We start from the raw sequence: 26,078 nt of genomic DNA, 5'->3' as shown, positions 1-26,078 counted from the left end.
GACGAACGTCGGGTCGATGCGCTGGGGTCAGCGCGTGCGGGGGGCACGACGGCGAGGGACGAATCCCCCGACGACGCCGGAACATAGCGTCTCCGGGCCCGAGAACGTCTCGCTCGGGCTTCGGCCTCGTTCAGTGGACGTCGACGGAGAGGTCGAGCGCCCGCGTCGCGAAGGCCGACTGGATCTCCTGGACGCGCGGACGGCCGGTCTGGGAGAGGGGCGAGCCATCCAGGGCACCGACCGGCACCAGACCCGCGCGCGTTCCCGTCAGGAAGACGGCATCCGCGGCGTAGAGGTCGAAGCGGCCGAGACTCCGCTCCCGCGCCTCGAGACCGAGCTCCCCTGCCAGCTCCAACACGGTCCTCCGGGTGAGCCCCTCGAGCGCACCGTCGGTCACCGGCGGCGTCTCGAGGCGGTTGCCCGAGAGCGTGAAGAGATTCGTGGCCGAGGCTTCGGCGACGAGGCCCTGCGCGTTCAGAACCAGGGCGTCGTCGGCGCCGCGCTCCCCCGCTTCCCTCCTCGCGAGCACGTTGTTGAGGTAGTTCAGGCTCTTCACGCGCGGATCCAGCACGTCTGCCGCCGGGCGGCGCAGGCTCGAGGTGATGAGCGAGAGTCCACGCGCTTCCCGCGCCGGATCGACATCGATCGGACCGGCGGCGATACACACGATCGCGGATTCCGGACAGGTCGCGGGATCGATTCCGAGGGCCCCGACCCCGCGCGTCACGATCAGGCGGAGATAGCCCTCCCGACGTCCCCAGGCGCGGGTCGTCTCGCAGGCGACTTCGCGGGCCTGCTCGAAGACCCGAGCGGGACCGATCCCGGTGGCGAGCCCGGCGGTGGCGAGCCGCTTCATGTGATCGTCGAGCCGGAAGATGCCGCGCTCGGTGACCCGGATGCCTTCGAAGACGCCGTCGCCGAAGAGGAAGCCGTGATCCAGGATCGGGATCCGCGCCTCCGCCGCCGGACCGATCCGGCCCTCGACCCATGCGATCGCCTCGCTCATCGAGCCTCTCCCGCGCGCGTGCCGCCGAGCCGCTCGCCGGCGCGCGCCGCCGCGTCGAGCAGTCGCCCTGCGACCTCGCCCTCGCCCAGCGCCTCGAAGCGCGGCGACGACGACGCGAGCGCCATCACGGCGACGAGATCCCGCGCCCCGGCGCCGGTGCCCTGCCAGACGGGTACGCCGAGGACCGACAGCCCGTCGATCCAGGCGTCACGGTTGAGCGCGTAGCCGCGTCGACGGATCGTCTCCGCCTCCCCGTCCGCGAACCGGACCTGATCCCCTGTCGTCGGGGACGCGCCGAAGAGCGCGTAGAGCTTGCCCGCGGCCGTCGGCGGAGCGGGCACGATGTCGCCCACGCCAGGTGCGGCGCGCAGGAAGCCCGGGCCTTCGACCTTGTCGAGGACCCTCAGGCGGTCGTGGCGCAGCCCGACCAGGAAGACCGTCTCGCCGAACGCGCGGGCCTCTTCTTCGAGGATCGGTCGTGCGGCGGCGACCACCGGCTCACCCCGCTGCGCCCCGATTCCCAGGGAGAGCAGGGCGAGACCCGGCCGGTAGCGACCGAATTCGTCTCGCGACACGACCTCTCGGTCGACGAGGGACGCAAGGAGGCGGTGGCAGCTCGACTTGGGCAGATCGAGGGCCCGTCCGATCTCCGTGAGACCGACCGCGCCCCCCGCGTCGTGAAGGTGGAAGAGGACGTCGAGGGCTTTGTCGACGGTCGCGGCACCGGCCATGGGCGGGGGTCCTCCCTCCTGGGTTCTCGAACGCGTTCGCAAACAGGGAAACGAGCCGTCGCCGCCCTCAGGCTGCCCATGCGTCCAACAGGGTCCATTATATAGATCAACGTTCCTATAAATGGAACCCCAAAGCGTACACAAGCCCGACGACGAGCCCCGGATCCCCCGAAATCAGCGCCGGCCGAGGGCCGCCAGGAGCGTCGTATGGACGAGCCGTCGGGGACGCCCGTCGGGTGCGGGCCCGAGCTGGAACGGCGCGAGGGTGCCGACGGCGGCCCGGTCGCCCACCGCGTGCTGAACCCAGGCCCCTTCGAGATCCGGGTCTCCGTGGAGCGCCGCATCCCGGGCCCGGCAGGCGAACTGAAGAACCACCGGAGAGGGCGACAGCCCCTCCGCGGCCGCCCGCAGGCGCGCCCGGGCGTGGTCGGGGTCGGGCAGCGCGAAGGCCAGCTGCGCCCCGCGCTCGACGTCCGCGGGAACGGAGATCGCCCCCCGTTCGTCGTCGAGCCCGACCACGTAGCGCTCCTCGTAGGCGAGATCGGATTCGTCCGGCACGCCGTCCCTGTCCCCGGACGAACGCAGCCGGACCATCAGCCGGTCGAGATGGGGCTCGACGGAGTCCGAGACGCCGAGTCCGAGCTGTCGCCGAACCCAGTCGAGGGCCGGCTCGCCGTCGAGCTCGTCGACCCAGCGCGATCGACAGTCTCCCACCTGAAGCCAGGGACTCGCGAAACGCGTCGCGCCGGCGAAGCCCAGCCGTCGCCCCCCTGCGGCGCCGCCCGGGAGAACCACGCCGAGGGTTCCCCCCGGCTCCACGTGGTCGCCCGCCCAGGCCTGGGCCGGCGCCGTTCCCGCCCCGGCCGCGGCGGCGCCGGCAAAGACCGCCCCAGCCAGTCGGGGACGAAGCAGAGCCAGCCGTTCCTCGAGGGCGACGCCTTCGAGCGCGTCCGGAAAGAGCAGGACCAGATCGTCTCCGGTCAGCGGGCCGCCGCGGGCATCCTCCAGGACGTGCGCCACCTCCTCGAGATCGAGCGCCCCCCGCCCGAAGACTTCGGCGTCGAGCAGGAAGGGCACCGGCTCGGCCTCGCCCGCGCCCCAGCCGATCGCCACCAGGGCCGGGCGGTCCCGGAGAACCCGTCCCCCGGCGAGGACGCCCTCGAACGTCGTGCCGGCCAGCACGGCCTCGGACAAATGCGCCGCGAGAGATTCCCCGGCGATCCGACCCGCCCCGTCGCCCGCGGCCGTCCCCAGCAGCAGCGCCCCCGCGACCCCCTGACCGAGCCGGGCCTCGAGGACGGACGCCAGCTCTCGCGCTGCGACAGCGGGGTCGAGAGCGTCCGATAGGGCGGTGGCGAAGGCATCCATGGCCCGGGTGGATACCGCGAAGGGCGTCTCGCACGCCACTGGAGCCGAATCGGGGGCCCCGCCGCGGGCGATCCCCCGGGTTTTCGCGGTTTCGGCTTCGCGTGGGCTCGGCTAGATTCGAGCGCGAGCCGCCGCCCTCTGCGGCTCATTCCCCCTGCCGAAAGACGTGCTGGCCGACTCGCCAGCGATCGTCCGCAGCCGGGCCCGACGTCGCAACCGATCAGGAAGCGACCCCGAGGCGCCGACAAGCGAACGAGCAGGTGGGTCGGGGTCGGCACCCAGAGAATTCCGCACGGTGCGCGACCGGCTTCGGTCGATCCGTGCGCATTGACCGAAATCGACCCGATCGGCCGCGATGGCCCGTCGTCGCCGACCCCCGCGTCCCTGCCAGCCGGGCTGGCAGCCACAGAGAGTGCATTGGCCGACCAATCCAGAAAATCATCGGGCGCAGGCAGATCGAGCGAGCGGAAGACGAGCGAGAAGGGCAAGTCCTCACGCCCCGCATCGAGTTCGCGCTCCACGAAGGCGAGCTCGGGGAGCGGCAAGTCCGGGTCGAGCCGCGCCGGCGTCGCCCAACGCGACGACTTCGAGATCGTCGACACGGTCGAGGGGCTCGAAGCCGTCGCCAAGGAACTGATGAAGGAAGACGTCGTCGCCTTCGATACCGAGGCGGACAGCTTCTACCACTACTTCGACAAGGTCTGCCTCGTCCAGGTCGCGACCCGCAAGAAGTGCTGGCTGCTCGACCCCCTCGCGATCGGCGGGCCGGACAAGCTCGCCCCCCTCGCGTCGGTCTTCTCCTCGCCGAAGGTCCGCGTCCTCTTCCACGCCGCCGAGTACGACATCTACGTCCTGAAGCGCGACTGCGGCTTCGATTTCACCAACCTCTTCGACACCATGGTGAGCGCCCAGCTTCTCGGGTATCCGGCCATCGGTCTCGCTGCGTTGATCGAGAAACACTTCGGCGTGTCGCTTCCGAAGGACGAGCAGCGCTCGGACTGGTCGCGGCGTCCGCTGACCGAGAAGCAGCTCAGCTATGCGGCGTCGGACGTGCTCTACCTGATCAAGCTCGCAGAGAGCCTCGAGAAGGAGCTCAAGAAGGCCAAGCGCCTCGACTGGGCGATGGACGAGTTCGAGACCCTCTGCGGGAGGCGCTGGCCCGACCGCGAATTCGACGAGCTGGGCTATCTGCGGATCAAGGGCGCCCGCAGCCTCGAGCCGACGGAGCTCGCCATCCTCCGCGAGCTCTTCCTGCTTCGCGACCTGCGCGCGCGCGACATCGACCGGCCGCCTTTCAAGGTGCTCGGCAACCGGACGCTGCTCGAGATCAGTCGCTCGCAGCCCACCGACCTGGATTCGATGGGCGAGATCAAGGGCATCACCGATCTGATCCTCAAGCGACTCGGCAAGGATCTCGTGAGCGCGGTCAAGAAGGGACTGCGCAAGCCTCATGGCCCGATCCCGAAGCTCGAGACGAGCGGGCGGCGGCGCATGGATCGCAAGACCGAGAAGCGACTCGGCGCGCTCAAGGATTGGCGCGGGCCGCGGGCGGAAGCGCTCAAGCTCGACCCCGGCGTGCTCTGCCCGAACGCGGCGCTCGAAGCGATCGCCTGGGCAGCCCCGACGAACGCGAAGGACCTCAAGGGGCTGCCGGAGCTCAAGGCCTGGTTCGTGCGCGAGTTCGCCGACGAGATCCTGGGCGTGATCGAACGACACGATGCCGACGTCGCCGCCGCCGCGGAGAAGGAGGCCGAAGAGAAGCCGGACAAGCCGAAGCGGAGTCGACGCGGCGGACGGGGACGCTCCGGAGCCTCGCGCGCGAAGAAACGAGCTCGCCGCGCCCGCAAGAAGACGGACGGGGACGAGAAGGCGGGCGAAACCAGCGGCGCATCGAAGGCGAAGTCCGAAGACTGATCACGCCGGGCGCTCGTCGTCGCGAAGAATGCGAACGACGACACCCGAGACGGCGCCCGAAACGCCGAACGCCCCGCTCGGTCCCTGGAAAGGGTCGAGCGGGGCGTTCGCGTTCAGGAGGGGAATCTCCTGTCTACGCCGGTCGACGATGCGGGGGATCGACCGGATTGACTTGTCCGATCTGGAAACCGGGGAGCGAGGTGAATGGGGTGCAGTCTGGGGGAAAGCGCCTTGATCTAGTCTTGCCCCTGATCCACCCGATGGATCGTTGGTGGGGCTGGACTCCTCACTCCCCGGATTTACTGGCCGGCCCGGACGAACGCGCCCGTGTTAAACCGCCCGGGCCAGCCAGTATTCCAGATCGTTCTTGGCTCCTGTAAGAGCACGTTGCGTGCCAACCGCGCAGAAAGTTTCGAATTTTTCTCAACTCCCTGTTTTCCAAGGACTTTCGAGGATCTTCAGCGGCCTCGGGCCGCGACCGGGTGCCTGCATCCCCAGGTGGCAGCAAGAGTCGACACGGTCTTCGGAAGCACCTCGAGAATCGATTTTATTCAACAAAATCAGATATTTGAATCGCGGTGCCGCTCGAGGCGTCTGCCGCCCGAGGTGGCAGAGACACTCTCCCTAATCCTGGGATTCCCGCCCGGTCCGCAGGCGACGGCGGCTCCAGGGCGGTCAACCGAGGGGCGAGCCGCCGATTCGCGGCCGCCGAGCGCACGTCCCGCTCACCGGCGAGACGCCCGCGGGCGATGGGATAGAATGCGCGCGTGTTCGCCGAACGGCGCCAGCAGATGCTCCAGGCCATGGGCCCCGACGCCGTCGCGATCTTCGTCGGCGGACGCCTCGCCGTGCGCTCGGCCGACACCGAGTACCCCTTCCGCCAGGACAGCGACTTCTGGTACCTGACGGGCTTCGATCATCCCGACGCGATCGCCGTCCTGTCGACCAGAGAAGGTCCGGACTTCACGCTCTTCGTCCAGCCGCGCGATCGCGACGCCGAGATCTGGACCGGATACCGCCCCGGCGTCGATGGCGCGGTCGCCGACTACGACGCCGACGAGGCCCACCCGATCGAAGCGTTCCACGCGAAGCTCCCCGATCTCCTTCGCGGGGCGGCGCGGATCTACCACGTGCTCGGCCGCGACGCGGCGATCGACGCCAGGATCGTCGCGCTCCAGGAAGAGATCCGCCGACAGTCCCGCGGCGGCGTCCTCCCGGCGAACGAGCTGATCGACCCGCGACTGCTCGTCCACGAGATGCGACTCGTGAAGTCCCCGGCCGAGATCGAGATCATGCAGCGCGCCGCGGACATCAGCCTCGAGGGCCACCACCGTGCCGCCCGCGCCTGCTTCGCCGGCCGCCACGAATACGAGCTCGAAGCCGAGCTCGCCTACGCCTTCCGGGCGCGCGGCGGATCCGGTCCGGCCTACGGATCGATCGTCGGCTCGGGAAAGAACGCGACGATCCTCCACTACATCACGAACGACCAACCGCTCGCCGCGGGCGAAGTCGTCCTGATCGACGCGGGTGTCGAGCTCGAGGGATACGCGTCGGACGTGACGCGCTGCTATCCGGTCGACGGCCGCTTCGAGCCGGCCGCCCGCGCGCTCTACGAGCTCGTGCTCGCTGCCCAGCTCGCTTCCTTCGAAGTGAGCCGCCCTGGCGGGACTCTTCCCGAGGTCCACATGGCGACGGTCCGCGTCCTCACCCAGGGGCTCGTCGACCTGGGCTTCCTCTCGGGCGACCTCGACGGCCTGATCGAGAAGGAGGCCTACAAGCCCTATTACATGCACGGCACGAGCCATTGGCTCGGTCTCGACGTCCACGACGTCGGCGCCTACGTCGTGAAGAACGGCGACGAGAAGCCGTCCCCGCGTCCGCTCGCCCCGGGCATGGCCTATACCATCGAGCCGGGCCTCTACGTATCCCCGGACGATCCGAACGCCCCGGATCGCTTCAAGGGCATCGGCATCCGGATCGAAGACAACGTCGTGATCACCGAAGACGGGCACCTCAATCTGACCCGCTCGATTCCGAAGACCGCGGACGACATCGAAGCCTGGATCAAGGGCTGAGCAACAGGCGCGCGACGCCTGGCAGAATGGACTGAACGAACGCCATGGCCGACATCGACACCCTCCTCAAGGAGAAGCGGACCTTCAAGCCCGCTCCCGAGTTCACCAAGCAGGCGAACTGGAACAAGAAGACCACGAACGAATATCGGAAGCTCGGCGAGAAGAACCCGACGAAGTTCTGGGAGAAGATGGCCAAGGAGAACGTCTCCTGGTTCACGCCCTGGAAGAAGGTCCTCGACTGGAAGCCCCCCTTCGCGAAGTGGTTCGTCGGCGGCAAGACAAACGTCTCGTACAACTGCCTCGATCGTCACCTCGATCCCAAGACGAGCCCCGGCGGCGTCTCGCGCAAGAACAAGGCCGCGATCATCTGGGAAGGCGAGCCCGGCGACACCCGCGTCATCACCTACGGAGAGCTCCACCGCGAGGTCTGTCGGTTCGCCAACGTCCTGAAGGACCAGGGTGTGAAGCGCGGCGATCGCGTCTGCCTCTACATGCCGATGATCCCCGAGCTCGCGGTCGCGATGCTCGCGTGTACCCGAATCGGCGCCGCCCACTCGATCGTCTTCGGTGGCTTCTCCGCGGACGCGCTGCGTGACCGGATCAACGACGCCGAAGCGAAGCTCGTCGTGACGAGCGACGGCGGCTACCGGAAGGGGGCGCCCTTCGCGCTCAAGGCGACCGTCGACAAGGCCGTGGCCCAGACGCCCTGCGTCGAGAAGGTGATCGTCGTCGAGCGGACGAAGCAGCCGGTCGAGATCGTGGCCGGGCGCGACCTCTGGTACCACGAGCTGATGGCGGAGGCGAAGACGAAGTGCGCGCCCGCCAAGCTCGATGCCGAGAACCCGCTGTTCATCCTCTACACGAGCGGAACGACCGGCAAACCCAAGGGCATCCTCCACACGACCGGCGGCTATCTCACCCACGTCACGACGACCTTCAAGGCGATCTTCGACATCAAGGACGACGACGTCTACTGGTGCACCGCCGACATCGGCTGGATCACCGGCCACTCCTACGTCGTCTACGGCCCACTCGCCAACGGCGCGACGACGGTGATGTACGAAGGCACACCGACGCATCCGGGTCCGGACCGCTGGTGGGACCTGATCGAAAAGTGGGGCGTCACGATCTTCTACACGGCGCCGACGGCGATCCGGACTTTCATCCGTCTGGGGGACGAACACCCGAAGTCGCACGACCTCTCTTCGCTGCGCCTTCTGGGTAGCGTCGGCGAGCCGATCAACCCCGAAGCGTGGATGTGGTACCACCGCGTGATCGGCAACAAGAAATGCCCGATCGTCGACACCTGGTGGCAGACCGAGACCGGCGGGATCATGATCTCGTCGATTCCGGGGGCCGTCGACACGAAGCCCGGCTCCGCGACGAGGCCCTTCCCCGGCGTCCAGGCCGACATCTTCGACGAAGAAGGCAACTCGCAGAAGGGAGAGGCCGGCGGCTTCCTCGTCCTGAAGCACCCGTGGCCCGGCATGCTCCGCGGCATCTGGGGCGACCCCCAACGGTTCAAGGAGACCTACTGGGGTACCTACGACGAGACCTACTTCGCCGGCGACGGCGCCCACCGGGACAAGAGCGGCTACTTCTGGATCATGGGCCGGGTCGACGACGTGATGAACGTCTCGGGCCACCGGATCGGCACCATGGAAGTCGAGAGCGCCCTCGTCTCGAGCCCTGACGTCGCCGAGGCCGCGGTCGTCGGTCGTCCGGACGAGATCACCGGAACCGCGATCGTCGCCTTCGTCTCGCCGGTCGGCGGCACGGACGCGAACGACGCCCTCGTCGACCGCCTGAAGCAGCACGTCTCCAAGGAGATCGGTGCGATCGCGCGTCCGGCGGAGATACGCTTCACCACGGCGCTTCCGAAGACGCGCTCCGGCAAGATCATGCGCCGCCTGCTCCGCGACATCGCCTCCGGCAAGGAGGTCGCCGGCGACACGAGCACGCTCGAAGATTTCAGCGTGCTCGCGAAGCTGCGGGAGAGCGACGAAGATTGATTCGACTCGAGAGGGGAACTGAACGATGGCTCTGACCAAGAAGCAGCAGGCGGCGGCGGACACCTACCTCGAGCGGTTCATGCACGGGCTCGAGCGCCGGAATCCCGGCCAGCCGGAGTTCCAGCAAGCCGTCCACGAAGTCGCCCGAGACATCATCCCGTTTCTCGAGGACAAGCAGGCCTACAAGGACGCGCACATCCTCGATCGAATGACGGAGCCGGATCGGATCATCGTATTCCGCGTCTGCTGGGTCGACGACGACGAGAACGTGCGTGTGAACCGCGGCATGCGCGTGCAGTTCAACAACGCGATCGGCCCCTACAAGGGTGGTCTGCGCTTCCACAAGAGCGTGAACATCTCGATCCTGAAGTTCCTGGGCTTCGAGCAGGTGTTTAAGAACTCGCTCACGACCCTGCCGATGGGCGGGGCGAAGGGCGGGGCGAACTTCAACCCCCACGGCAAGAGCGACGGCGAGGTCATGCGCTTCTGCCAGGCCTTCATGACCGAGCTCTCCCGCCACATCGGGCCCTACACCGACATCCCGGCCGGCGACATCGGCGTCGGCGCCCGAGAGGTCTCCTACCTCTTCGGTCAGTACAAACGCCTGCAGAACGAGTTCACCGGCACGATCACCGGCAAGGGACTCGCCTTCGGCGGCTCACTGATTCGAACCGAAGCGACCGGCTACGGCTGCGTCTACTTCGCGCGAGAGATGCTCGGCACCCGAGGCGAGGACATCGCCGGCAAGAACTGCGTCGTCTCGGGATCGGGCAACGTCGCCCAGTACACCGCGGAGAAGATCAACCAGCTCGGGGGCAAGGTCCTCACGCTCTCGGACTCGGGCGGCTTCATCCACGACCCGAACGGGATCGACGAAGAGAAGCTCGCCTGGGTGATGGATCTCAAGAACGAGCGGCGCGGCCGGATCAGCGAGTACGTCGAGAAGTGGGGCGGCACCTTCCACGAGGGCAAGCGGCCCTGGGGCGTGCCCTGCGAACTGGCCTTTCCCTGCGCCACCCAGAACGAGCTCCACTCCGAGGATGCGGACGAGCTCGTCAAGAACGGCTGCCAGCTCGTCTCGGAAGGCGCGAACATGCCGTCGACCTTCGACGCGATCAACGTCTTCCTGAGGAACGAGGTCCTCTTCGGGCCCGCGAAGGCGGCCAATGCCGGCGGTGTCGCGGTCTCCGGACTCGAGCAGACGCAGAACGCGATGCGCCTCTCGTGGTCGCGCGAGCAGGTCGACGAGCAGCTCCTCGACATCATGAAGAGCATCCACTCGACCTGCGTCGAGCACGGCCGAGACGGCGACTACGTCAACTACGTCCGCGGCGCGAACATCGGCGGGTTCATCAAGGTCGCGGACGCGATGCTCGCGTACGGGGTGCTCTGAACGCCCCGAATCGGCCCGCCGAGAGACCTAGCCCCGGCCTTCGTCCATCGGGACCCCGGTCCCGACCTCGCTCACGCTCGCGTCGCTTCCGATCCGACCCGTATACCAGGACCCGTCGGGGCCGCGGCTTGCCTGGACGACGCCTCCGAGCTCGGGCTCGCCCGGGGGCAGGGTGTAGCCGGTGATCAGCTCCAGGAGCGCGCGAACCACCCCCTTGTGGACGGCGACCAGGACGGACTCGACGCCGGTGGCGTGGATGCGTTCGAGGCCGCGGCCGACGCGCGCACGAAGCACATCCCGTGGCTCGCCACCGGGAAAGGTGAAGTCGAGCCCCTCCGCCTGCCAGCGCGCGTAGCCCGCCGGATCGACCTCGGCGATCTCCTCGGCGGTCAGTCCTTCCCAGTCGCCGAAGTCGATCTCGCGGAAATTCGACTCGAGCTGGACCGGATGGCCGGGCGCGACGATTCGCGCCGACTCCCAGGAGCGACAGAGCGTGCTCGCCCAGACCGCGTCGAAGGTCTCGCCCCGGATCCGGTCGCGGGCGGCGCGCACCTGGGCGCGACCCTCGTCCGACAAGGGCACGTCGGTCGCTCCGTAGTACCGGATGCTCGACTGCCCGGCGGTCTCCCCGTGACGTACGAGGATCACGCGCTTCAGCGCGCCTGCCGCGACTCCGCTCACGTTCACCCCCTCGCCGGGAGCGACTCCGCTCGCGTCCGCCCCTTGCCGCGAACACTGCCGGGGCGCCCGGTCTTCGTCAAGCGACGCGGGATCCCGGGCGATTCCTCGATGTCTCGCACTAGAATCGCGCGGCGATGTCCCCGCCGACGCTCCGTCCCGTCTCGCTCCCGATCGAAGCCGCGCTCCGCGGCCGCCTCGTGAAGCGCTACAAGCGCTTCCTCGCCGACGTGGTCTTCGAGGACGGCCGCGAGGTCACCGTCCATTGCCCGAACCCCGGCAGCATGCAGGGCACCCAGGCGCCGGGCTCCGCCGTCCGCTGCTCCACGTCGGACAACCCGAAGCGCAAGTTGCGCCATACCCTCGAGATGATCCGCGTCGGGCGGGCCTGGGTCGGCCTGCACGCGGCGAAGGCCAACGACGCCGCGCGACGCGCCCTCGAGAGCGGCGCCTACTCGCCCTTCGCCGGCTACACGACCATTCGGCCCGAGGTGAAGACCGACGAGGGCTCGCGCTTCGACTTCCGACTCGAGGGACATGCGGCGTCCGACGCCCCCTGCTGGATCGAGGTCAAGAGCGTCACCCTCTGCGCGGAACGCCACGCGCGCTTTCCCGACGCCGTGACCGAGCGGGGGCGTCGCCACCTCGAACATCTCATGGCCCGCAAGGCCGCGGGCGAGCGAGCGGCGCTCCTCTTCGTCGTCCAGCGCGCGGACGCCGACGACGTAGCCCCCGCCGACGACATCGACCCCGCCTACGGACGAGCGCTCCGCGAGGCGGCTCGCGCGGGCGTCGAGATCCACGCGCTCTCGGCCCGGGTCACCGCCGACCGGATCCGGCTGGAGCGCGTCCTCCCCGTCCTCCTCTGAGGGCGTCGACGGCCTCCTCACCCGCGATCCCGGCTGCTATGAACCCCTCATGAGCGCGAGCCGGAGCACCCGACGCGACCCCAAAGAAGACCCGAGCGAGATCCGCCGGGTCCGCGCGCCGCTCCTCGCGTGGTACGACGCGCACAGGCGCGATCTGCCCTGGCGGCGGACGCGGGATCCCTTCGCCATCTGGATCAGCGAAGCGATGCTCCAGCAGACCCGGGTCGAGACGGTGATCCCGTACTGGGAGCGTTTCCTCGAGACCTTTCCGACCGTCGAAGCCCTCGCCGCCGCCGACCTCGACGACGTCTACGCGGTCTGGACCGGACTCGGCTACTACTCGCGGGCGCGCAACCTGAAGCACGCGGCGGAGACGATCGTCGCGGAGCACGGCGGCGCGCTCCCGGACACCGCGGAAGGCCTCGAGACCCTGAAGGGGATCGGCCGATACACCGCCGGCGCCGTCGCGTCGATCGCCTTCGAACGGGAAGCCCCCCTCGTCGACGGCAACGTGATCCGCGTCTTCTCCCGCCTGCTCGGCATTCGCGAGGACTCGACCGCGAAGTCGGTCGTCGATCGCATGTGGGACGAGGCGGCGACCCTCGTCGTCGGAGAGCGGCCCGGTGACCTCAACCAGGCCTTGATGGAGCTCGGAGCGACGCTCTGCACACCCCGCAATCCTTCGTGTCTGATCTGCCCGATCCGGACGGCCTGCGACGCGGCGGCGGCCGGGGATGCGGAATCACTGCCGATCAAGAAGAAGAAGGCGAAGCAGACGAAGATGCGAGCCGTCGCGGCTTGGCTCGAACGTGACGGACGGATCCTCGTCGTGCGGCGACCCGACGAGGGTCTGATGGCCGGCCTGTGGGAGCTCCCGGGCGGAGAGATCGAAGCGAAGGACGAGTCGAAGGATCGCCTCTCGGATCTCCTCCGTGCGTCCGTCGGCCTCGAGATCCTGGGCGCCGAATCGGTCGGATCGGTCGAGCACCTCTTCACCCACCGAAGGCTCACCCTGGACGTCTTCCGCGCTCGCCTCCGACCCGGCGGTCGCGTCCGCCGCAGGGGCTACACGGCGCACAAATGGATCGCCCCCGAAGCCGCCCTCGAACTCGCCCACGCGGGCCCCATGCGCAAGGCGATGGCGCTGCTCGGCGCGACGGACGAGCAATCGGCCCGCGCGGCGCGAAAGCGGGCGAAGTGAACGGCAGGGACGGCGACGACTTCGCCGATCTCTTCGGAGGCGAGGCGAAACCGATCTCGCGTGGGCCCGCCCGGGTCGAGACACGAGCGAAGCCCGTCGTGCGGGGTCGAGGCGAATCCGGCGGGGCCGGACCGCGCTTCCGTTGGCCCGATCCGGGCGATCGCGGATGCGCCGCCGCCGAGGGCGTGAGCGACCAACAGCTCTTCGCCCTGCGTCGGGGTGAGCCGGAGCCGGAGGAGCGCATCGACCTGCACGGCGCGCGCAGGGACACCGCCGGCGCGATCCTCGCGAAGCGGATCGAGAGCGCGCGGGCGCAGGGGCTGCGTTGCGTGATCGTGATCCACGGGCGCGGACAGCACTCGCCTCTCGGCGAGGCGGTGCTCAAGGACGCCGTCCCCGACTGGCTGACGAAGGGCGCGAACGGGCGCGCGGTCCTGGCGTTCGCGCCCGCGCCCGACCGACTGGGCGGTGACGGCGCGACGCTCGTCCTCCTGCGCGCCTGAGCGGCGGAGAAGATTCGTCCGCCGTTCCTGCGAGCCCGCGGCGAGGCGTGTCATTCGCCCGCGACGATGCCCTGTTCGGTGAGGCGTGTCATTCGCCCGCGACGATGCCCTGCTCGGTGAGCGCCGCACGCACGATCTCGATTCGATCGCGATTCACGCCCATGTCGCCGTAGCCCACCCGGGAGGCCGATCGAACGTGGATCACACCGGCGCCCGCATCGAGCAGGAACTCGAAGTCGTCGTTGTATCGCATGAGCGCCGAGGTCTGGACGGCCTGCAGGTAGCCCCCCTCGTTCTTCACGATCTCGGTTCGCGGGAGCGACGCGACCGTCGCTACGAGCGCGGTCCACGCCGCCGGCCCGTCACCCTGAACCGCGAAGGGCGCGATCGAGTGCTGTTCGTCCGACGTGGGGGAAGCGCTCGAGACGCAGTTGGGCGACTCGGGGCAGCCGCCGAGGAGACCACCCGAAGCGCCCAGATCGTCGGGCATGCGCCCTCCGCAACCCGCGAGCAGAAGCATCCCCACCAGACCGATGATCGAAATTCCACGAAGCACGATTCGTCCCTCCAGCGAGATGTTCAGTCCGGCTCGGCTTCCCATGCCTCGCCGTAGTCGATCAAGAGCTCCGCCCCCGGTTGTACGTTCCGGAGCACATAGAGATCGGCGTCCTCGAACTCCGCGTTCGGGGGGTCACCGTGATTCAGGAAGCGGAGCGCGTTGCGTCCGCGGATGCCGACCTCCGACCCGTCCTCGTCGATCAGCCAGAGAACGTAGGTCCCGTTCTCGGTCGTCTCGTCGCCCTCGAAGCGGCCGATCCACTGCCCCTCGCGCAGGCGCCTCCGCGCGAAGACTCCTTTTCCGTGGATTGGACTCTCGCGCACTTCGATCCGCTCGAGCATCACTCGCTCGCGTTCGCCCCGGCGCTCCATGCCTGCTCCTCAGAACCGATCCGCGGGCCAGAAGACCATCGCGCCGGGCGGCAGGATTCGCCGGAGGAACCCCGCCCCGTCTTCGTCGGCGAGCAGGTCCACGTCGAGACGAGAGGCGAACCCGATCAGGTTCACGCAACGAAAATCCGCCTCGGCCTCGTCCATCGGGTGGGAACGAATCCCGCGATGTTCGAGGGCGACGGTCAGCCCGATGTCGTCGAAGGTCGGCAGGACCGCAAAGGAGCGAAGCTGCTCGCTCGCCGCCCGATCGCCCCGGCCCGAAGGCGCGAGGGGATCGTCTTCCCGCGGCGAGAGCAGGGTCGCCACCAGGCGCGCGAGCGCATCGGCCCCGTCCTCGAAGCGACCGAGCTCGGTGATCGTGAGCACGTCGTCGACGATCGACGCCCTGGCATAGGCGACGGTCAAGCCGCCGCGGCGCGCGATCAGGAACTCCTCGCGCGGCGCCGGCGTGAGCTGCAGGCACGCCCGCCAGAGGGCATCGTCGCGCACGACCGTCCCGCTCCGGCTCGCCGCGTAGGCCACGTGGATCGACTTCACCGACTGGAGCGCGCGGTCGTCGCCCGGACCGATCGGCGAGATCTCGATCTCGTCGCCGTCCTCTCGCGCGGGCCTCGGCGGATCCGGATCGACGCGCAGGATCGTCTGCTGCCCGCCCCACCCGAACCATCCCCGCTTCTCAAAGAATTCGGCGGTCGCCGGCGGCGCGCCGGGGAAGACGATTGCGAGCTCGAGTCCCCGGGCACGCATCGCATCGCAGGCCCGGTCGAGCATCTCGGTCGCGACGCCGCGTTCGCGGACCGAGGGGTCCGTGTAGAGATTGCCGATCCCCCCCGCCGGCACGACGTGGCCGAGGATCTTGAGGTGGCGCGGCACGACCGTCGCGGTGGCCACGATCCGATCCTTCTCGAGGGCAACGAAGACGTTCTCGTCGTGCCAGGTCGGATCCCACTCCGCCTGTTGGCGGAAGCGGTCTCCCGCGCTCCAACCCTCGGCCAGCCGCCAGCCGTCGAGCAGGGCGGCGACCTTCATCCTCTCCTGGGCCTCGAGCGTCCGGATCTCCATCGCTGGCGGGTATACTCGCGTCCCGAGGAGCCCTTCGCCATGTCCGACGACACGCAGACCCCCGAATCCACCGAGGCGGCCGACACGCTCGACCCCAAGGCCATCTACAAGGAGGGCTTCTCGCTCTTCGTGAAGGGGGACGTCGAGGGCGCGATCGCGCGCTACCACGACGCGCTCGAGGCGGACGGCGCCCTTGCGATCGCCTGGAACGGGCTCTCGATGGCGCTCGCCAAGAAGGGCGATCTCGAGGCCGCGGTCGAAGCGGCGGAGAAGCTGGTCGAGCTCGAGCCCGATGACCCGCTGTCGCATACGAATCTCTCGCGGATCCTGATGCAGAAGGGCATGATCCCGGAGGCCGAGGACGCCCGCGCGAAGGCGATGGGCCTACAGATGAAGCAGGGGGGCTGATCCCGGAATCGGTGCCCCTCCGATACGGGGAGCGAAACCGAGCGATGGGAACCGTCCACCTGACCCGCGAGGGAGACGTCTTCGTCCTCCGCTACGACAACGGCGAGAACCGCTTCCAGCCGGAGAGCCTCGCCGAGTGGAACGCGGCGCTCGACGAGGTCGAGGGAGCCGGCAATCCGGCCGCCCTGGTCACGACCGGAACGGGCAAGTTCTACTCGAACGGGCTCGACCTCGACTGGATGCTCGGCACGGCGACCGAGGAGGAGCGCGGCGAGTACATCCCCGCCGTCCTCGGACTGATGGCGCGGGTCCTCGTCTTTCCGGCGATCACCGTCGCCGCCATCAACGGTCACGCCTTCGGTGCCGGCGCCCAGCTCTCCCTCGGCCACGACTTCCGGGTCATGCGGACCGGGCGCGGCTATTGGTGCATGCCCGAGATCGACATGAAATCACCGCTCCACCCGGGCATGACGGCGATCATCGAGGCACGCGTCCCGCGCCAGACCGCCCACGAGCTGATCGTGACCGGAACCCGCTACTCGGCCGAAGCCGCGCTCGCGAAGTCGATCGTCGACCACGCGGTTCCCGAAGAGGAAGTCCTCCCGCGCGCGATGGAGATCGCGGCGCAGCTCGCATCGAAAGCGGATCCGGCGATGACCTTGCTCAAGAAGGGGATGTATCCCCATACGCTGGAGGCGCTGGCGCAGCGCGAGATGTAGCCGTTCGAGCGCCTAGCCCGTATTGCGAAGGCCGGCCGCGATCCCGTTGATGGTCAGATGTATCGCGCGCTCGACGCGGACCGGATCGTCGGAGTCGGCGTCGATCCCGCGACCCGAGCGCTTCCGCTCCAGCAGCTCGACCTGCAGGTAGGACAGGGTGTCGAGGTAGGGCGCGCGCTGGTCGAGCGCCTCGCGCAGCACCGGATCCCGCGCGAGGAGCCGACTCTCCCCGGTGACGTCGCGAACCGCGCGGAGCGTCCGCTCGAACTCCTCTTCGATCCGGTGGAAGACGTCGGCCGCGCAGGGCACGTCGTCGGCCAGGCGCGCATAGCGTGCGCCGATGTGGAGATCGGTCTTCGCGAGCACCTGCTCGAGGTTGTCGAAGACCGTCCGGAAATAGGGCCAGCGCTTGTACATCGTACGCAGCTGCGCGAGGGCCTTCGTCCTGCCCTGCGGATGCGCTTCGCTGAACGCCGCGACCCCCGATCCCGCGCCGTACCAGCTGGGCAGCAGGATCCGCGTCTGGTTCCAGGAGAAGGTCCAGGGGATCGCGCGCAGGTTGCCGATCTCGCGGGTCGTCGTCCGCTTGGCGGGACGGCTCCCGAGATTGAGGTCGGAGATCTGTTCGATCGGCGTCATCGCGTAGAAAGCATCGACGAAGCCGTCGGTCTCGTACACGAGCGCTCGATAGGCGTCCCGTGATCCCTCCGCGAGACTCGAGAGCGCTTCACGCCATTTCGCCGGCGGATCGTTGGCCTTTCCCGCCATCGCTTCCCCGAACGAGGCTTCGAGGGTCGCGGCCACGAGAAGCTCGAGATGATGCCTCGCAGCCTCTTCGGTCCCGTACTTGGAAGCGATGACCTCGCCCTGCTCGGTCAGCTTGATGCGTCCGTCGACCGTCCCCGTCGGCTGCGCGAGGATCGCGCGGTGGGTCGGGCCACCGCCGCGCGCGATCGTCCCGCCGCGTCCGTGGAAGAACTCGAGTCGCACGCCCTCCTCGTGCGCCTGTGCCGCGAGCTCGCGCTGCGCGACCTCGAGGGCGGCACACGCCGAGAGATAACCGCCATCCTTCATCGAATCCGAGTAGCCGAGCATGATCTGCTGGCGCATGCCCCGGGCCTGGAGCTGGCGACGATAGGCCGGCGAGCGGTAGAGCCGCTCCATCGAGGCAAGCGCACCGCGCAGGCTGTCGATCGACTCGAAGAGCGGCACGATGTCGACGTCGCTCGCGAGGCGGCCGCGGGACGCGGGGCGGACCAGGTCGACCTGTCGACAGAGCGCCAGCAGCTCGAGGACCGGAACTGCGTTCTCGGTATTGCTGATCACGAGGTCGCGGATCGAGCGGCCTTCCGGTGGGACGGGAAGACTCGCAACGAAACGCAGGGTGTCGATCACTTCCTGCGCGTCTTCCGACAGCCCCGATTCGGGGATCGCGACCTTGTCCTTCGCGAGGACGATGTCTTCGAGGAAGGCCTGCTGTTCATCGAGTGGAAGCGCATCGAGCGGGCCGTCGACCGGGCAGATCAGCTCCGAGCGGGCGATCCGGTGCTTCGACTGGTTCTGTCGGACGTCGAGGGCCACGAAGTCGAAGCCGAATACGTCGAGCTCGTCGATCAGCCGTGCGAGCGCGCGTCCGACGAGCCGCCCGGAGCCGGTCTCTTCGAGGCTCGAACGGACGAGCTCGAGATCGGCCAGCATGTCCTTCGCCTCGGCGTAGCCGCCGAGCTCACCGGCCGGCTCCAGGGCGCGTTCCTCGGCGAGGGTCTGTTCGATCCGGACGGCGATCGCGTTCAGCTTGAGGCGATAGCGCTCCGACGTGTTGCGCCCGTCGAAGCGCGCCCGCAGCTCCGGCAGGGCCTTCAGGTCGCGCTTGATCGATCGCTCGAGCGCCCTGGACACGGGCTTGCGTCGATCCGAGACCGTCAGCCGGTCGATCAGCGGATCGAGGGCTTCGCGGTAGTGCTCGAGGATCGCCGCGCGGTACTGCCGACGCGCCTCTTCGGTCACCGCCGCGGTCACGAAGGGATTGCCGTCCCGGTCACCCCCCATCCAGGAGCCGACGCGGATGCTGCGATGGGCCGCGTGCTCGACGGCGGGGGAGGTCGTCACCTCGGACGAGCCGTAGACGTCTCGCAGGGCCGTCAGGAGCTTCGCGGTCGTCTCCGGAACCGCGTGGACGAGCACCTCCTGGAGGATATGGATCGCGTACCGCACTTCGTCGAGGGGCGTCGGCTTGCGCGTGCGGAGGGTCGTCGAGAGCCAGAGGCCGGTGATCTCGCTCAGGATCTCGTCCTCGACCGCATCTCTCGCGGCGCCCTTGCGCTCCTCGCGTCGGGTGAGCAGGTCGTCGATCCGGTCCAGGGTCTCGCGCAGCGACCAGCGGAGCGCCTCGGTGGGATGCGCCGTGAGGACGACGGTCGCCCGCAGGTCTCCGATCCGACCCGCGACGGTCTGCGCATCGAGCCCCGCCCTGCGCGTCCGCTCGAAGAGCGAGCGGAACGCGTCGCTCTCCCGGGTGCTCCGGAGCCGGGCGGCATGCCGTTCCTCGGCCAGATTGAAGAGCCAGAAGAGCAGCGTGAACGCCCGCGCGACCTCCTTCAGCTCCGCCGCGCTCATGTCGCGCAGCTTGCGCAGGAGCTTCTTCTCGTCGGCGCTCGCGTAGCGTGCGCGCAAGCGTTCGGTGAGTCCGCGGATGTCCGCGATCCGCTTCGCGAACGCGGGGCCGTCCTGCTCGGTGATCACCCGCTCGTGGGCTTCGAGCAGGAAGTCGATCAGGTCACGGTGGAGTCGCTCTACGCGCGCGGCAGCCGGCATCGGCGAGAAGATAGTCCCACCGCGCCGCTCCGTCGCTCTCCCGTTCAGGCGCCTGCTTCGCGGAGCGCCGCGAGCACCCCTTCGAAGTCGGCGGGACGCGGGACCTCCACGACGATCTCCTCGAATCGGAGACGCGCGGCGTGCAGCATCGGACGCGTAGCGAGCTCGCTCACCGGGCCTCCGTAGTCCGCATCGCCCAGGAGCGGGTGCCCCAGATGGGCCATCGACGCGCGAATCTGATGGAGGAAGCCGGTCTCGAGCCGGACCTCGACGAGGGTCGCGTCCTCGAAGACCTCGATCGGCGTCACGCGTTGTCGCGTCGGGCGACCGTCGTCACGGACCTCGACGTGGGCCGGTCGATGTCGCGTGATCGCGAGCGGAAGGTCGACGCTTCGCCGGCCCTCGAGACGACCCGCGACCAGCGCTTCGTAGCGCTTGTCCAGGCGATGCGCGCTGAACGCACCGCGCAGTCGTCGCCAGCTCTCGTCGTCGGTGGCGAAGAGCAGAGCGCCGGTCGTGCCCACGTCGAGCCGATGGACGACCCCGGATCGGAGACCCGATTCGCCGACTCCGGCGATCTCCGGCCGTCGGGCGATCAGCGCGTTCAGCACCGTGTCGTCCTGATCCGGACGAAGGGGATGAACACCACAGCCCGCCGGCTTGTCGACGCAGATCCAGCCGTCACCCTCGGCGACGACCTCGAGGGCGAGGTCCGGGCGAGGGATCGGCCGCTCGGTCTCGGCTTCGAGGGCCCCCTCGACGGAATAGGTCTCGCCCGCCGCGACCGGCCGCGACTTGTCCGTCAGGCGAAGCGGACCGTCATCCGCGCGGATCCGTCCGACGTCGAGCAGATGGCGGACCCGGGCTCGGGACACGCCGAAGCGATCCGCCAGGGCCCGGTCGAGCCGGGTGCCGGCGGCGGCTTCGTCGATCTCGACCGTGTGGACGTCTTCTACTGCCAATCGATGGGCTCCAGGCGTGTCGGCGGGGCGGGCGCCCCCGAAGGCGGATTCCAGGGTGGGCGGGAGGCGCCAAGGCGCAGGACACCGACAAGGCGGGCGCCGACCTTAGCAGGGGGCCGCCCCCGCGCCCGAGGCCCGGGAGGTGCGCTCGCACCGGCCCGGGGCGCGGGGTAATCTCCGGCCTTCGCCGACCTCCCCCCCGGCCGAAGGGTCGGCCCCACCCGAGGGCGATGACCCTCGGCCCGAGACATCCCGACAGCCATGCCCGCCGCCAGCCGAAATCCGAGCCGATCCCGCTCCTCGCGTGCCCCTCAGGCCGACGAGAGCCGCCGCCACGTCGCGGTGATGGACACGACCCTCCGGGACGGCGAGCAGACGCCGAACGTCTCGTACACCCCGGCCGAGAAGCTGCAGCTGGCGCGAATGCTGCTGGTCGACCTCGACGTCGACCGGATCGAGATGGCGTCGACGCGCGTCTCTGCCGGTGAGATGGAAGGCGCCCAGGCGATCACGAAGTGGGCGCGCAAGGCGCGCGTCATCCAGCGCGTCGAGATGCTCGGCTACACCGACGGCAAGAAGAGCGTCGACTGGATCTGCGAGGCCGGCGGCAAGGTCCTGAATCTGCTGACCAAGGGCTCCGAGAAGCACTGCGTCGAGCAGCTCGGCCTGACCCCCGAGCAGCACCGCGACAAGATCGCCGAGACGGTTCGCTACGCCCGTCGGAAGAGACTGACGGTGAACGTCTATCTCGAGGACTGGTCGAGCGGCGTCCGCGACAGCTTCGACTACGTCTTCGCGATGGTCGAGACGCTGCGGGATCTGCGGGTCGCGCGGGTCTACCTGGCGGACACGCTGGGCCAGTTCTCGCCCGACGACGTGACCCGCTACGTCGGGCTCATGACCGCCACCTGGCCCGCGGTCGACTTCGAGTACCACGGTCACAACGACTACGGACTCGCGACGGCGAACTGCCTCGCGGCGATCCAGGCGGGCGCTCGCGGTGTCCATACCAGCGTGAACGGCATGGGCGAACGCGCGGGCAATACCTCCCTCGCCGAGGTGGTGGCAGCGATCCACGATCATTCGGATTGCCGAACGGCGATCCGCGAGGATCGGCTGACCGCCCTCGCGAGCATGGTCGAGACCTTCTCCGGCAAGGAGCTCGCGGCGAACACGCCGGTCGTCGGCCGCGACGTCTACACCCAGACCGCCGGAATCCACGCCGACGGCGACGCCAAGGGCGATCTCTACGGGACGAAGCTCGCACCCACCCGGTTCGGCGGCGCCCGGCGATACGCCCTCGGCAAGCTCTCGGGAAAGGCTTCCCTCGATCAGAACCTCGAGGAACTCGGGATCGAGATCTCCGACGCCGACCGCGACCTCGTCCTCGAGCGGATCATCGACCTCGGCGACAAGAAGCACATCGTCTCCAAGGACGATCTTCCCTACCTGCTCGCCGACGTGCTCAAGACACCGGACGACCAGCTCGCGAAGATCGAGAGCTATCGCGTCGACGTGGCGAGCGGCGAGCCGCCCCACGCACAGGTGGCCCTCGCCTATCGGGGGCGCGTCGAAAAGGCGGAGTCGAGCGGCGACGGCGGCTACGACGCCTTCATGAACGCGCTCAAGAAGGCCGCGAAGCCCCTCGAGATCGAGGTCCCGATCCTCGCCGACTACCGCGTGCGCATCCCGCCGGGCGGCCGGACCGGCGCCCTCGTCGAGACGACGATCACCTGGCGCAAGGACACGTCCAGCAACGGCCGTCGCAAACAGGGCGAGACCTTCTCGACCCTCGGCGTCGATTCCGACCAGCTCGCCGCCGCGGTCATCGCGACCGAGAAGATGCTGAACGCCGTCGTGACCCGACGCGCGAACGGACGAACGAAGGCGACCCGGAGCGCCCGCCGGGCGTCGCCGCGACGCAGGGCGAGCGATTGATTCGCCGCCGCCGCGGGTGGGGGCTCGCGGGCACGAGACCGGATCGCCGAGCGCGCCCCGCGAAGGAACGGGTCGGGGCCGCCCTCGTGTTCGCCGTGCTCGTTCTCGTGACGACCGGGTGCGAGACCTTCTCGGCCCGACAGGCCGAGTCGATCTACGGCCCGAGCGAGGGGATCCTCGAGACGGTCGCCGTGCTCCGTCGACACGTCCCCGACGACACCTACCGCTTTCCGCCGGCGACGGATTTCACCGGCCGCAACGTCTACCGCGCGACCCTGCTCCGCCTCGAGAGCCTCGAACGCGCGGAGGCTCCGGCCCTCCGGACCGGGTACATGGATGCGGTCGTCCTCTTCGCCAAGGCACGCGCCCTCGAACGCCTGCGCGGCTACGACCTCGCCGCGCAGCACTATCGCGAGAGCGCTCGGCTCTCGAAGGAGCTGCGGGACGAGGCGGTCTCCAGCGCCGCGATCTGCGACCGACTCGCCGGCGCGATCACGATCGGCCTGGACTTGCGCGACCCCCTCGCGGATTCGAGCGGACCGCTCTCCCTCGACACCGCTGCTCTCCGTCTCGAATGGGACGAACGCGTCGCCCAGCTCTCGCTCCTCGAGAGCGAACTCGAGGGCTCCCACTATCAGTGGATTGCCCAGGAGGAGATCGAGCGTGCCGATCGGGCACGCGCGGCCTACTTCGTCGCGACCCGGAACGTGCATCCGGAAGGCACGCTGGTCGCGCTCCAGGAGCTCCAACGCGTCGCCTCGCGACACGGCGCGAGCAAGCTCCGGCTGCGCCACCTGCTCGACCTCGCCGAGTTCTATGTAGTGCTCGCCCGCGAATACGTCGCCGCGGTGCCGCCCGCGAGCCTCTCTTTCGATCCGGCGCGCTTCGCGGAGATCTCGGATGCCGCGATCCGCCTCTTCGAGCTCGTCGCGAGCCACGACGGTCGATCCGAGAAGCTCGAAGCAACGCGACAGCTCGAGGCCTTCCTCGCGTTGGGACTGGGAATCGATGCGGACCGTGTGGAGCGCTAGGCGCGGCGTGCGCGCGACGAGAGACACCGAACGCGGACGGGTCCGTGCGTTCGCGGGCCTGCTCGCCGGATTCTTCGTCGTCGGCTCGGTCGGGTGCGCCTCGAAGACCGCGATCGTCCACGAAGACCTGCTCACCCCCCTCGCGGCGCCACGCGCCTGGATCCCTGCCGAGGAGGACCTCGCGGCGGCCCGACTCGCCCGAGCCGCGCTCGTCGCCCGACCGGAGGCGGGGGGTGGCGTCGACCCGCGCGTGGCGGAAGCGCTCGCGGCGCTCGAAGCGATCGAGGTTCCCGAAGACGCCATCCGCCAGCCGAACCTGGTTCCGCTCGCCATCGACCTCCGCGACGCCACGCTCGACGATCCGCTCACGGACCGCGCCGGGGCGCGCGTGCTCGCGAAGCGCCGGGACCTCGACCCGCGCCTCGAGTCACGCCTCGACCGGCGAATCGGAGACGACCCGCTCGATCTCGCGGGACGGCGTGAGTTCGATACGTGGGAGCGCCTCTGGGCCCGCACGTTCAACGCCGTCGCCGAGCCGATCGGCAGCTCCGCGATCTCCGGATTCGTCCTCGCGCCCTACCAGCTGGCCAACAGCATCATCCACTACTTCGCCGGCTTCTCGAACAGAGAGCCCCTCTCCTTCACCGACCGCCAGGCCCTCGCCCTCCGCCGGGACTTCGTCGCGCGCCACCCGGAGAGCCCGATCGTGCCGGACGTCGAGATCAAGATCCGCAAGGCCGAGCCCAAGCTCGCGAAGACCCTCGCCAAGCGAAGACTCCGCGCGAGCGAACGAGCGCTCTCCGCGGACCAGCCTGGATTGGCGCTCCACCACGCCGAAGCGGCGCGAACGATCCTCGATGCCGAGCCCCAGGCGAACGCATCGACCCGTCGCGAGGCCGAGAGGGCCGAGGAGGAAGCGCGGGAGGCGCGCGACCTGGCGCGCGATCGATCCCTCGCCGCCACGCAAGCGACGGCCACGCCCGAAGCCCTGCGCGAAACGGAGTACGCCCTCGCGACGGCGCTTCTCCTCGAGGCGCGGATCTCCCCCGAATCCCTCGCTCGACCGGTCGCTGCCTATCGCGCCGCCGCGAACGGCGGGCCTTCGAAGGCGCACGCGGAAGCACGGCTCGCGTTCCTGGGCGCCGTCGCAGAGCACGAAGCCCTGCGCGAAGCCCGGGCGCGGAGTCGCCTCGAGCGCTCCGCGAACCGGGATGCCCGGGACGACACGATGGTGAGGCATGCGCGGGCCCTGCTCCAGGACGAGTGGCAGAACCCGCACGGCGCCTTCGTGCGCTTGCGCGCGAAGGCACGGCGGGACGAGCTCGGCTGGAGACTCGCCGGAGAGTTCGTGCGCCGGCCGCGCTACCCGAACCTGCCCAAGCCGCTGGCCTATCTGATCGACACGCCGACGATCGCGATGACGATCATCCTCGCGCCGCTTCGCGCGCTCCTCTCACCCATCACCGGCGGGACGCCGGATTTCAATCGAGCGCCGGCCCTGGCGGGCTATCGCTATCTGGTCCGCTATCCGAACGGCGAGGAGCAGCGCGCCGTGATCGACTGGCTCTACGAGTACGAGCGCGACCAGGAGCGGTGGGGTCGCGCGCTCAGGCTCGCGGACTGGATCCCCGATCTCGATCCGGAAGAGCGCGCGGAGCTGGTCGAGAAGACGACCGAGGAGCGGCTCGCGCTGGTCGACGACGTCGAGCAGTTCGGCACCCGCGCGACGCTCCTGCGTGGCGTCGCGCGCGAGTTCCCCGACAGTGAGGGCGGCAAGGCCGCCGGCCTCCGCGCGCGGGCCGAACGCCTCGACGCGAGCCCGCAGTTCATTCGCATCACCCGCGGCTTTCTGCTCGAGAATCCGGAGGTCGCCGGCCACGACGGCGTCGGGATCAACCCGCTGCTCCTGAACGACGATCTGGCGGATGGAGAGCTCCATCCCGAAGGCATCGTCCTCCGCGGCGGCCGCGTGCTCGAGATCCGCCTCGTCGCCGACGGGGGCGAGGACGACGAACCCTTCACGTCACGCTATGTGGAGCTCTCCGCGACGCGTCTCCGCCAGCTGACGGCCACGCTCGACGAGGCGGTCCAGCGCAACAGCCTGATCGACGCGGACTACCGCTTCGACGCGGACCCGAACCGCGACACCTACCTCGAGCGCGCTTCCCTCGGCCTGACCGAAGAACCGGACCTTCGCGCGAACGCGCAGTCTTCCTTCGTCTACCAGAGCCTGCGCGAACGCTACGGCGCGGTTCGAGGCCGGGAGTCGATCCTGCCCTTCGATCTCGTCTTCCGAGGGAGCCTCGGCGACTTCACCCTCGGCGCCTTCCCGCGCTGGCGTCCTCCGCGAGAGACGCCGGACGCGTATCTCTACCGCTGATCGAAAGCCGCTCGGAAGCGTCGACCCATCCGACCGCGACGCACTCGCTCGAAAGGGTCGGCC

Annotated in this window: 20 protein-coding genes and 1 pseudogene; 12 read left to right on the top strand and 9 right to left on the bottom strand. The window is 69.2% G+C overall.

Annotated features, from left to right (window positions below; genetic code table 11):
* Positions 1-130: 130 nt before the first annotated feature.
* The 3 genes from NXI30_10630 to NXI30_10620 form a co-directional block, all read right to left on the bottom strand.
* Complete coding sequence (locus NXI30_10630; GenBank protein MCR9094659.1) at positions 131-1,006, bottom strand: aminotransferase class IV; 876 nt, start codon at positions 1,004-1,006, stop codon at positions 131-133.
* The gene (locus NXI30_10625; GenBank protein MCR9094658.1) at positions 1,003-1,737 is read right to left on the bottom strand and encodes an IclR family transcriptional regulator; all 735 of its coding nucleotides are present in this window, start codon (positions 1,735-1,737) and stop codon (positions 1,003-1,005) included. Before NXI30_10625 ends, NXI30_10630 begins: the two co-directional genes overlap by 4 nt.
* Positions 1,738-1,911: 174 nt before the next feature.
* On the bottom strand, positions 1,912-3,105 hold the full coding sequence (locus NXI30_10620; GenBank protein ID MCR9094657.1) for an FIST C-terminal domain-containing protein: 1,194 nt from the start codon (positions 3,103-3,105) through the stop codon (positions 1,912-1,914).
* A 417-nt stretch (positions 3,106-3,522) separates the two neighbouring features.
* Between NXI30_10620 and NXI30_10615 the strand changes: the two genes are divergently transcribed.
* From NXI30_10615 to gdhA, 4 genes are all read left to right on the top strand, one after another.
* The gene (locus tag NXI30_10615) at positions 3,523-5,019 is read left to right on the top strand and encodes an HRDC domain-containing protein (GenBank protein MCR9094656.1); all 1,497 of its coding nucleotides are present in this window, start codon (positions 3,523-3,525) and stop codon (positions 5,017-5,019) included.
* A 767-nt stretch (positions 5,020-5,786) separates the two neighbouring features.
* On the top strand, positions 5,787-7,094 hold the full coding sequence (locus NXI30_10610) for an aminopeptidase P N-terminal domain-containing protein (GenBank protein ID MCR9094655.1): 1,308 nt from the start codon (positions 5,787-5,789) through the stop codon (positions 7,092-7,094).
* Positions 7,095-7,138: 44 nt separating this feature from the next.
* Positions 7,139-9,106 carry an acetate--CoA ligase gene (acs, locus tag NXI30_10605; protein ID MCR9094654.1) on the top strand — a complete coding sequence of 656 codons (1,968 nt, stop codon included), beginning with the start codon at positions 7,139-7,141 and terminating at the stop codon, positions 9,104-9,106.
* 25 nt (positions 9,107-9,131) lie between these two features.
* Positions 9,132-10,499, top strand: a complete 1,368-nt coding sequence (gene gdhA / locus NXI30_10600; protein MCR9094653.1) for an NADP-specific glutamate dehydrogenase — start codon at positions 9,132-9,134, stop codon at positions 10,497-10,499.
* Positions 10,500-10,526: 27 nt separating this feature from the next.
* Here the strand turns inward: gdhA and NXI30_10595 are convergent, their stop codons facing one another.
* Positions 10,527-11,180, bottom strand: coding sequence for a histidine phosphatase family protein (locus NXI30_10595; GenBank protein MCR9094652.1), 654 nt, complete (start codon positions 11,178-11,180; stop codon positions 10,527-10,529).
* A 134-nt stretch (positions 11,181-11,314) separates the two neighbouring features.
* On the opposite strand from NXI30_10595, the gene sfsA reads away from it, so the two are divergent.
* Genes sfsA through NXI30_10580 form a run of 3 tightly spaced genes read left to right on the top strand, consistent with a single transcriptional unit; the run spans position 11,315 to position 13,750 of the window.
* Complete coding sequence (sfsA, locus tag NXI30_10590) at positions 11,315-12,046, top strand: DNA/RNA nuclease SfsA (protein MCR9094651.1); 732 nt, start codon at positions 11,315-11,317, stop codon at positions 12,044-12,046.
* 49 nt (positions 12,047-12,095) lie between these two features.
* Positions 12,096-13,247 carry an A/G-specific adenine glycosylase gene (gene mutY / locus NXI30_10585; GenBank protein MCR9094650.1) on the top strand — a complete coding sequence of 384 codons (1,152 nt, stop codon included), beginning with the start codon at positions 12,096-12,098 and terminating at the stop codon, positions 13,245-13,247.
* On the top strand, positions 13,244-13,750 hold the full coding sequence (locus NXI30_10580) for a Smr/MutS family protein (protein ID MCR9094649.1): 507 nt from the start codon (positions 13,244-13,246) through the stop codon (positions 13,748-13,750). Before mutY ends, NXI30_10580 begins: the two co-directional genes overlap by 4 nt.
* 88 nt (positions 13,751-13,838) lie before the next feature.
* On the opposite strand, the gene NXI30_10575 is transcribed toward NXI30_10580, so the two are convergent.
* The 3 genes from NXI30_10575 to NXI30_10565 form a co-directional block, all read right to left on the bottom strand.
* Positions 13,839-14,240: a DUF1499 domain-containing protein gene (locus NXI30_10575; protein ID MCR9094648.1), complete on the bottom strand. Its 402-nt coding sequence runs from the start codon at positions 14,238-14,240 to the stop codon at positions 13,839-13,841.
* 89 nt (positions 14,241-14,329) lie between these two features.
* On the bottom strand, positions 14,330-14,680 hold the full coding sequence (locus NXI30_10570; protein ID MCR9094647.1) for an SET domain-containing protein-lysine N-methyltransferase: 351 nt from the start codon (positions 14,678-14,680) through the stop codon (positions 14,330-14,332).
* 9 nt (positions 14,681-14,689) lie between these two features.
* A complete protein-coding gene (locus NXI30_10565) occupies positions 14,690-15,763 on the bottom strand; it encodes a GNAT family N-acetyltransferase (GenBank protein MCR9094646.1) in 1,074 nt (357 codons plus the stop codon).
* A 39-nt stretch (positions 15,764-15,802) separates the two neighbouring features.
* Between NXI30_10565 and NXI30_10560 the strand changes: the two genes are divergently transcribed.
* Together NXI30_10560 and NXI30_10555 are read left to right on the top strand one after the other, a co-directional pair.
* Positions 15,803-16,171, top strand: a complete 369-nt coding sequence (locus tag NXI30_10560) for a tetratricopeptide repeat protein (GenBank protein MCR9094645.1) — start codon at positions 15,803-15,805, stop codon at positions 16,169-16,171.
* Between the two features lie 44 nt (positions 16,172-16,215).
* Positions 16,216-16,890, top strand: coding sequence for an enoyl-CoA hydratase/isomerase family protein (locus tag NXI30_10555; GenBank protein MCR9094644.1), 675 nt, complete (start codon positions 16,216-16,218; stop codon positions 16,888-16,890).
* A 12-nt stretch (positions 16,891-16,902) separates the two neighbouring features.
* On the opposite strand, the gene ppc is transcribed toward NXI30_10555, so the two are convergent.
* Positions 16,903-19,704 carry a phosphoenolpyruvate carboxylase gene (gene ppc, locus NXI30_10550; GenBank protein MCR9094643.1) on the bottom strand — a complete coding sequence of 934 codons (2,802 nt, stop codon included), beginning with the start codon at positions 19,702-19,704 and terminating at the stop codon, positions 16,903-16,905.
* 44 nt (positions 19,705-19,748) lie between these two features.
* Complete coding sequence (locus tag NXI30_10545; GenBank protein MCR9094642.1) at positions 19,749-20,666, bottom strand: RluA family pseudouridine synthase; 918 nt, start codon at positions 20,664-20,666, stop codon at positions 19,749-19,751.
* A gap of 345 nt (positions 20,667-21,011) precedes the next feature.
* Between NXI30_10545 and NXI30_10540 the strand changes: the two are divergent.
* The 3 genes and pseudogenes from NXI30_10540 to NXI30_10530 all read left to right on the top strand — a co-directional run bounded on the left by NXI30_10540 (position 21,012) and on the right by NXI30_10530 (position 26,015).
* A pseudogene (locus NXI30_10540) lies at positions 21,012-22,526 on the top strand (2-isopropylmalate synthase).
* A 164-nt stretch (positions 22,527-22,690) separates the two neighbouring features.
* Positions 22,691-23,635, top strand: coding sequence for a hypothetical protein (locus NXI30_10535; protein ID MCR9094641.1), 945 nt, complete (start codon positions 22,691-22,693; stop codon positions 23,633-23,635).
* A gap of 7 nt (positions 23,636-23,642) precedes the next feature.
* Positions 23,643-26,015, top strand: a complete 2,373-nt coding sequence (locus tag NXI30_10530) for a hypothetical protein (protein MCR9094640.1) — start codon at positions 23,643-23,645, stop codon at positions 26,013-26,015.
* Positions 26,016-26,078 lie beyond the last annotated feature (63 nt).

The sequence above is a fragment of the bacterium genome (assembly GCA_024742285.1).
Lineage (GTDB): Bacteria > Myxococcota_A > UBA9160 > UBA9160 > UBA4427 > UBA4427.
The sequence above is the reverse complement of the archived record's forward strand: the minus strand, read 5'-3'. Positions and strand labels throughout refer to the sequence as shown.

What these genes read in the sequence shown, in the direction of transcription:
- NXI30_10630 (MCR9094659.1), bottom strand. Translation starts at nt 1,006, where the DNA reads ATGAGCGAGGCGATCGCATGGGTCGAGGGCCGGATCGGTCCGGCGGCG.
- NXI30_10625 (MCR9094658.1), bottom strand. Translation starts at nt 1,737, where the DNA reads ATGGCCGGTGCCGCGACCGTCGACAAAGCCCTCGACGTCCTCTTCCAC.
- NXI30_10620 (MCR9094657.1), bottom strand. Translation starts at nt 3,105, where the DNA reads ATGGATGCCTTCGCCACCGCCCTATCGGACGCTCTCGACCCCGCTGTC.
- acs (MCR9094654.1), top strand. Translation starts at nt 7,139, where the DNA reads ATGGCCGACATCGACACCCTCCTCAAGGAGAAGCGGACCTTCAAGCCC.
- gdhA (MCR9094653.1), top strand. Translation starts at nt 9,132, where the DNA reads ATGGCTCTGACCAAGAAGCAGCAGGCGGCGGCGGACACCTACCTCGAG.
- sfsA (MCR9094651.1), top strand. Translation starts at nt 11,315, where the DNA reads ATGTCCCCGCCGACGCTCCGTCCCGTCTCGCTCCCGATCGAAGCCGCG.
- mutY (MCR9094650.1), top strand. Translation starts at nt 12,096, where the DNA reads ATGAGCGCGAGCCGGAGCACCCGACGCGACCCCAAAGAAGACCCGAGC.
- NXI30_10575 (MCR9094648.1), bottom strand. Translation starts at nt 14,240, where the DNA reads ATGCCCGACGATCTGGGCGCTTCGGGTGGTCTCCTCGGCGGCTGCCCC.
- NXI30_10570 (MCR9094647.1), bottom strand. Translation starts at nt 14,680, where the DNA reads ATGGAGCGCCGGGGCGAACGCGAGCGAGTGATGCTCGAGCGGATCGAA.
- NXI30_10565 (MCR9094646.1), bottom strand. Translation starts at nt 15,763, where the DNA reads ATGGAGATCCGGACGCTCGAGGCCCAGGAGAGGATGAAGGTCGCCGCC.
- NXI30_10560 (MCR9094645.1), top strand. Translation starts at nt 15,803, where the DNA reads ATGTCCGACGACACGCAGACCCCCGAATCCACCGAGGCGGCCGACACG.
- NXI30_10555 (MCR9094644.1), top strand. Translation starts at nt 16,216, where the DNA reads ATGGGAACCGTCCACCTGACCCGCGAGGGAGACGTCTTCGTCCTCCGC.
- ppc (MCR9094643.1), bottom strand. Translation starts at nt 19,704, where the DNA reads ATGCCGGCTGCCGCGCGCGTAGAGCGACTCCACCGTGACCTGATCGAC.